The organism is Leptospira bouyouniensis, from assembly GCF_004769525.1.
GTDB lineage: Bacteria > Spirochaetota > Leptospiria > Leptospirales > Leptospiraceae > Leptospira_A > Leptospira_A bouyouniensis.
In genome coordinates this window covers 367,590-375,000 of the sequence record NZ_RQFT01000012.1, presented here as the reverse complement: position 1 = coordinate 375,000, position 7,411 = coordinate 367,590, and the positions used below count along the sequence as shown (strand labels likewise).

At 35.4% G+C, this 7,411-nt stretch carries 7 protein-coding genes (1 of these 7 running past the window's edge); 2 read left to right on the top strand and 5 right to left on the bottom strand.

The window, feature by feature from the left end; genetic code table 11:
* Positions 1-120: the 3' portion of an ATP-binding protein gene (locus EHQ43_RS15950; RefSeq protein WP_244242852.1), read on the top strand. The gene continues 2,142 nt to the left of window position 1, outside the view; the window shows 120 of its 2,262 coding nt (coding positions 2,143-2,262); its start codon lies beyond the left edge, outside the window; it ends in the stop codon at positions 118-120.
* 13 nt (positions 121-133) lie between these two features.
* On the opposite strand, the gene EHQ43_RS15945 is transcribed toward EHQ43_RS15950, so the two are convergent.
* The 3 genes from EHQ43_RS15945 to EHQ43_RS15935 form a co-directional block, all read right to left on the bottom strand.
* Positions 134-1,816: a sensor histidine kinase gene (locus EHQ43_RS15945; RefSeq protein WP_135771705.1), complete on the bottom strand. Its 1,683-nt coding sequence runs from the start codon at positions 1,814-1,816 to the stop codon at positions 134-136.
* Between the two features lie 93 nt (positions 1,817-1,909).
* Positions 1,910-2,683 carry an indole-3-glycerol-phosphate synthase gene (locus EHQ43_RS15940; RefSeq protein ID WP_135771704.1) on the bottom strand — a complete coding sequence of 258 codons (774 nt, stop codon included), beginning with the start codon at positions 2,681-2,683 and terminating at the stop codon, positions 1,910-1,912.
* A 9-nt stretch (positions 2,684-2,692) separates the two neighbouring features.
* On the bottom strand, positions 2,693-3,025 hold the full coding sequence (locus tag EHQ43_RS15935; protein ID WP_100727565.1) for an STAS domain-containing protein: 333 nt from the start codon (positions 3,023-3,025) through the stop codon (positions 2,693-2,695).
* 60 nt (positions 3,026-3,085) lie between these two features.
* Here EHQ43_RS15935 and murD point away from each other — a divergent pair, with 60 nt between their 5' ends.
* Positions 3,086-4,495, top strand: coding sequence for a UDP-N-acetylmuramoyl-L-alanine--D-glutamate ligase (gene murD / locus EHQ43_RS15930; RefSeq protein WP_135771703.1), 1,410 nt, complete (start codon positions 3,086-3,088; stop codon positions 4,493-4,495).
* A gap of 3 nt (positions 4,496-4,498) precedes the next feature.
* Here the strand turns inward: murD and EHQ43_RS15925 are convergent, their stop codons facing one another.
* Positions 4,499-5,335 (bottom strand): enoyl-ACP reductase FabI, encoded by an 837-nt coding sequence (locus tag EHQ43_RS15925; protein ID WP_135771702.1) that lies wholly within the window; start codon positions 5,333-5,335, stop codon positions 4,499-4,501.
* Between the two features lie 70 nt (positions 5,336-5,405).
* Positions 5,406-7,385 (bottom strand): HD family phosphohydrolase, encoded by a 1,980-nt coding sequence (locus EHQ43_RS15920; RefSeq protein ID WP_135741556.1) that lies wholly within the window; start codon positions 7,383-7,385, stop codon positions 5,406-5,408.
* Between the last annotated feature and the right edge of the window lie 26 nt (positions 7,386-7,411).

The following is a 7,411-nucleotide window of genomic DNA, read 5'->3' as shown; positions in this document are numbered from 1 at the left end:
GGGTTCATCGATGTGATTTCCACAAAAGGAATCACAAAATTTATCGTGTATTTACCATACCTAGATAAAACAAATACTGTTAATGAAGATTCGGATTCGACATTAATATCAAACAAATAAAGGATATAAACTGTTATTTTGGGTCCGGCAATCTAAAACTAACAGTTGTTCCTTTTCCTTTTTCACTTTTTGCCCAAATCTCTCCACCGTGTAATTTGATAAATTCGTGACATAGAATGAGTCCAAGCCCGGTCCCTTTTTCGCCTTCAAGGCCTATCCTTGTTAACTGAGCATCTAGACGAAATAGTTTTTCTAGATCGGAACTTTCCATTCCTACCCCATTGTCAGTACATTCGATTTTTACTCCATCTTCATCTTGCGAGGCAGAAATTTGTATATAACCATTTTCATTTGTAAATTTGATAGAATTCGTAATCAAATTTCGAAGTACGGCTTGGATCATTTCAGAATCAGCATATACAATGGAATATTTTTCCGGAATATCCACACGTAATTGGATGCCTTTTTTTTGGACCCTTTCCATCATTTGGTCGGTTATTTTCGAAACGATCGAACGTAAGTTAATCTCTCTAGGACGAAATGGCATATTTCCAGTTTGTGTTCTGGCCCAATCCAAAAGTTGTTCTAACAAACTATATACACGTGAAGCTGATTTTTGAATTTCAAATATAGTATCTTTTTTTTCTATATCAGAGTATGTATCAAATTCTGTATACATAAGCTCCGTGATTTGTTTAAATGATCCAAGAGGATTTCTTAAATCATGAGCAATGATAGAAAAGAATATATCTTTTGTACGATTGGACTCACTTAATAAATTTTCAGATTTATGTAAAGCTTCAATCGCTTGATTTTTTTCAAATATCTGGGTTCTGAGTAACTTTGTTCTCTCATATACTTTTTTTTCTAACTCAAAACGATTAAAAAGTAATCGCTGGTATTGTAACGTTATGAATTCAGCAAGTATTGCGTATGGAATAAGAAAGGAAATTAGATAGATATACGAATCAAAAATGATGGGTTGTACAAATGGGCCAACCCCTAATCGAGTCATCAATATGCTTGATAAATATAATAAAAACACTCCTAAGGTAACGCCACGAATTTGGAAGCGATAACCTAGATAAATCAAAATCAAAAATGACAAAAAAAATAAATAGGGTAAGTGATAAACAATCAATGCTTGAAAAACTATAAATACGAATGTCCAAAAAATTAGTCGGTAAGAAAGATCCTTCCACATCAATTTTCGCCATGCCATAAACATAGGAACTGTGATAAAAATTCCTATAGTATCACCAAAAGTTATGACGAGTAATGTTCTGAAGATTTCATTCGGGTTCAAACTATGAAAGTAACCAAATGTATTTAATATAACACCAAGAATCAGAATAGAAATCAAACTAGAGAGAAAAGCTACATAAACAATGAAATAAAAATTGTCTTTAGTCGATGTTAGATTTTTACGAATTTTCCTTGTCCAAAAATAATACGATAAGGCAGATTGGAAGGCATCAACCGAAGCAGTTAAGCTGATACTTAAATAAAGAAGAAACGGAGAAAGACCATGATGGCTACTGATGAGACCATCTTTGTTTGCAATAAAACTTGCCAGCCAAACGAACGGAATGAACCGAAAACCAAAAAACAAACAACCAATCAGTCCAATACCTGAAGGTATCCATAGGACAGCTAAATTCATTGGATGGAAGGAAAAATATTCCATACCTAATTTGGCCGTACCAATATAAGCACAAAATAGGAATAGACCTTTTAAAATTGACTTCCAGTCCATATGTGAAACATCAAAAATATCTAATCTTAAATTGGTAAAAAGACAACATTTAATTCATTTAATTTAGTGATTTCTAAATTTTTAGCTGGTTTGTCACTTTGTGTTTTGAGGTGGGCCGTTCAAAAGAGAGAAAAAATCAACAGATATATTTTTACTTTTCATAAAAAAAGTTCCAACTAACATCGAATCTATCAATCCTCGATACTTTTGCCAATCATTGTAACTTTCTATTCCTGATTCAGCAACGCGAATGATTGAGGAATCTAATTTTGGTGCAATTTGTTCGATTAAATTTTTGTGAATTTGGAATGTATCTAAATCACGAGTGTTAATTCCAATGGTGTTTGCACCAGAATCGAGAGCCACTTGCACCTCATGTTCGTTATGAGTTTCTACAAGGACAGCAAGACCAAGTCCACTTGCATGACGTAATAATGATTTTAATAGTTCCGGAGTGAGGATACGAACAATGAGCAAAATGGCTGAGGCGCCATAGGCATATGCCTCATCAATCTGCACTGGATCTAATATAAAATCCTTTCGAATCACCGGAAGTGAGACTTGTTTTGCAACGGATTCTAAATCCTGTAATGAACCAAAAAAATAAGACCTGTCCGTGAGAACAGAAATGGCTCCTGCCCCAGATTCTTCATATATTTTTGCAATTTGGACTGGATCATAATCGGGACGTAAGATTCCAGCACTGGGACTTCCCTTTTTACATTCGGCGATCACCGATACAGAATTTGTTTTAAGATGTGACTTCCAATCTCGAATGGGAATCGTTCGGTCGGGTAAGGGTTTACTCCGACTGATTTCGATTTCAGAATATTTAGTTTCTACAATTTTATGTAAAATTGGATTCAATTCGATTGGTTAAAATGATTTTAATGCAGCTTCTTCCGAGTCATAAATATCAAATAAAGAAGTGAGTTCAATCACGTCAAAGATCCGCTTTACAGCTGGTTTGATATTAGAGATCTTCAGAAATCCTTCTTTCGAGTTGAGTTTGCGTAAAGTGGAAATACAAGCGCGAAATCCAGACGAAGACATATACTCAACGTCTTTCATGTTGAGAAGCACCTTTCTATGACCTAAAGAATCAATAAGTTCTGTAAGTCCCTCTTCCACTTCATTTGCCACAGATACGTCCAATCGACCTTCCAGATAAACGACTAGTTTTCCGTCTTTCACTTCGTGTTTCAGCACCGATTTACCCAACCTGATATGATTTTACAAAATCATCGTATTTTAGCGGAGTGTCAATCAATGTTTTCTGAAACACTCCCGACCCCTCAGGCCATACAAAATCTCCATTCTTTCCTCATTTTGGGTGGAGGCTCATCAGGAGATTCCTCTGCCAAACTCCTCTCTTCTCTCGGAAAAAAAGTAACACTTTCTGATCGTTTCCCTGAAAAAGCAAACCATACAATTTACCATCAAGTTTTGTCCGATAATGAGCCACATACTGTTTTATCAGGAATTGAGTGTATCATCAAAAGTCCGGGGGTATTACCGGATCATCCTATCTTACTTGTAGCAAAACAAAAGAAGATACCGATTCTCAGTGAAATATCTCTGGCAAGGATCTTTTTCCAAGGTACGGCCATCGGGATCACTGGAACGGATGGGAAATCAACAACAACTGCCTTGGCTTTCCATCTTATCCAAAAAAAATTCCCAAATTCAAAAATGGGAGGGAATATTGGAATCCCATTTACATCATTTTGTTTGGAGAAATTAGATATTGTTGTTTTAGAGTTATCGAGTTACCAATTAGATGACTCACCTAACTTAAAATTAACGGCTTCAGCAATTTTGAATCTTGCTTCTGACCATTTGGAAAGACATAAAACGATGGAATCATATGCGGAAGCCAAATGGAAAATCCAAAATTTAGCAGACAAAAAGCATAATTGTTTTATAAATCCCTCTTTTTTTACTTACACTACTTTCACAAAACCAAAAAATCCTAACCTTCATTGTGTCGGCGAGAATGAATCTTACTATGTGAGTTTGAATCCAGATTTAGTTCATACACCAAGTCACGTATACGATGCATCTCGGTTTCCATTAAAAGGAAAACATAATTTGATGAATTTGTGTTTTGCAATTGCACTTGCAGAAGTGGTAGGAATAAGTCCAGAAGAGATCCAAGCTCAATTGGAAACTTTCCAAGGACTACCCCACAGATTTCAATCGGTCGAGATCAAAAATCTAGATCCAAAATATAAATCGCTTCGTTTTATTAATGATTCAAAGTCAACAAACTTACATTCCATGTTATCCGGGATTTCGGGATTTCAAAAGGGTGATCCACTTCTACTTATATTAGGTGGGATACCAAAAGAAGAACCAATTGAACCTTTTATCAAACGTTGGAAAGAATTAGAATGCCCACTTTATGTTTATGGAAAGGCTAAAGAGGTTTGGTTAGAAGATTTAAACAAAACAGGGATTCCTGTATCTTATTTTGATACTTTAGATATACTTGTTTTAGAATTAAAAATGAATATCGAAAAGCTGCTAGTTGAGGAAAGCAAACTTAGTAAGGAAAAAAACCTGACAGTGATATTTTCACCGGCAGGAGCAAGTTTTGATTTGTACAAAAATTTTGAAGAGCGTGGAAACCATTTTGTCGCTCTATTAAATGCGACATTTGGAAACGTGACTCCTTAAAATTTAACCTCTAATATGATATCCTCCATCCACATGCCGAATCTCACCTGTGATTCGATTGGATGGACGAAATAAATAACAAACTTCTTCTGCCAGATCCTTAGCTTTCGCATTTCCAAGAGGAGATGATGTCTGACAATGAATTTCAGCTTCCTCTAAACCTTCGATCGCTGAACCTGCTTTACTTGCGCGATAAGGAGAAAATCGAATGGCATTCACTTGGATTTCTTTTTCTTTCCCTAACTCCATTGCCATTTCTTTCACAAGTCGTTCTAAAGCAGCCTTAGCAACACCAATGTTCTTATAAGGATGGACCACAACTTTTTCAGCTCCTAAATAACTGAGAGCGACAATAGAAGCACCATTTGGCAAAAGATTACGATTGTAAAGGCTTTGGACAATGGCAAGTAGCGAAAAGGAAGATACGTTCATTGCATCCATAAATTCTTCGCGTGAAACTGTCATGATTGGTTTTACTTTTCCTTGGCGAATGGTTTTATCCATCGCGATCGAATGTAATAAAGAATGGACAGATTCATTTTTTTCCTTTAGAAAATCTGCAAATGAATCAATACTCTCTTGAATGGTTACATCTAAAGGGAATGTAACAACATCTTCACCTAACTCTTTTTTGACGGTGTTTTGGAAATCAGAATAAGTACGGTCTAAAAAATTGATACTATTTTCTGATAAATTTTTGTGGAACGGGGTTTTGCCGAGTCCTGTACAAATTAGTTTTGCACCTTGGTCTTTACATTCTTTTGCAATGATAAGTGCGAGTGATGACGCATCCGTGATTCCTGTTATGATTACCGTGCGACCTTTTAGAGTTTGGTACATGTCTCCTCCTAATGCTTAGACACACAAGTTTCGGAGGTGCTTAAAAAGACGAACTTTTTTTCGGGTTTTTTTATCGTTTGTGCTGAATTTTTTCGTATGCTTTGCTTTCAATGAAAAGGTCCAACAAATCACCATCGATATGTTGGTCTCTTACTTCCATCTTTAAAATATCAAAAGCTCGGTCTAGTGGCACTGCTTTTTTATATGGTCGGTCTTGGTCCGTTAAGGCATCGAAAATATCAGCAATCGCCATCATTTTTGCCTGAACAGGGATTTCTACTGCGGACAAACCTCTTGGGTATCCAGAACCGTTCAATTTTTCGTGGTGACCATGGGCAATGCTTGGAACCATTTTTAATTCACGAGTCCAAGGAATTTTAGATAAAAATTGGAACGTATGTTCTACGTGAGATTCAATTTCCCTTCGTTCTTCGAAATCAAGTGAACCTCGCCTTATAGACAAAAATCCAAACTCTTTTGGTAAAAGTAAATTCAACTGGTTTCCATCCGTTGTGTGGTAACTCATCTTTGAAATTTCTTCTAAAAAGTTTGAATTCCCTTCTTCCAAAATGGTGGGTTCATTGGAATCAGTGATCACACGAACCATCTCTTCCAATTTTTCCTTTTCTAAGGCATATTCCAATTGGATTGATTTTTCAAACTGCGGATAACCATTGTTACCATGTTTTTTTAAGTATTCTATTTTTTTCTGGGCAAGTTTTGCTTCCACATCCTTTAATATAAATTGGAATCTCCATCGAATGAGATCTAACTCATAGTCTTCCAATTTTTTAGCTTTGACTAAAACTTTTTCTCTAACCCCTACTTTCCCAAAATCATGTAACAGGGAAGCATATCGAATTTCTTTGATTTGCGATTCATTAAAATTGACATCTTTAAAACGTCCAACCTGCACATTATTCACAGATTCAGCAAGTCCAACGGTATATTGTGCAACTCGAAAGGAATGACCTGAAGTTGTAGGGTCCCTTGATTCAATTGCAGATACACTTGCAGTGACAAAACCTTCAAACAAAGTTTCAATGTCATGAACCAAATTATTGTTTTGAATGGCAACAGCAGCTTGTCCAGCTACCGCCATTACTAATTCCTCTGAATATTTGTCATAATCCAAAACAGAATTTGATTTCATTTCATCCAATGTGAGTTTGGTTTGAAAATTCTTTTTTCTGTTGATGAGTTGGATCACACCCACTACTTCATCATGATGGTCTTTCATGGGTACAACTAACATTGATTTAGAGTAATAATTACTCATTCGATCAAAATCACTGTTAAACTTATATTCCTCTTTACCTGAGAGTTCGTAAACGTTTGGAATATTTAGTTGTTTTCCAGTGTATGCAACGTAACCAGCGATACTTTTTTTATTAATAGGTAAAATGAATTCATCACTATTCAAATCCAAAGCAGAAATTTTAAATCTTAGATTTCTTGGATTTCCACGTTCATCCTTTTCTACCAAATACAATGAACCAGAATCAGAATTAGATATCTCACGTGCCGAATTTAAAATATCACGTAGTAATTTTGTAAAATCTTTTTCATTCGCAAGACTGATTCCAATTTTTGTTAGTTTTGAAATTTCATTGGTAGAAACATTGATACGTTTTTGAAGTTCAAACTTATCAACGATCATTTGTAAGCTAGTAAAAGCATTAATAAGATTTTTAATTAAGAATACAAGTGGAGCATCGTCAGGTACATTCGTGAAAAACAAATCTTCTTCAATGGATAATGCCATATAACCAGTGTAGTCGATAGGGGCACGAACAATGATGTTCGACATAATTGTTGGATGTTCTTTTAAAAATTGATGGATTTCTTTGTGTTTATTTTCCAGCTCATATCGAGAGATGTAAAATAGTACTTTGATGATCTTGCCTTGCGAATCAAAATCAGTTGTCAAAAGGGCCGAAAGTGTTAGAACATTTGTTTTTAGTTTTTTAGAATAATCGGCAATTTTGCCTTCAAAAAAGGGGTCATCCGTAATGATGTATTTGAAATCCGGAGATTGGGTCACGGTAATACTATCGACAGCAAAAAATTCACTGT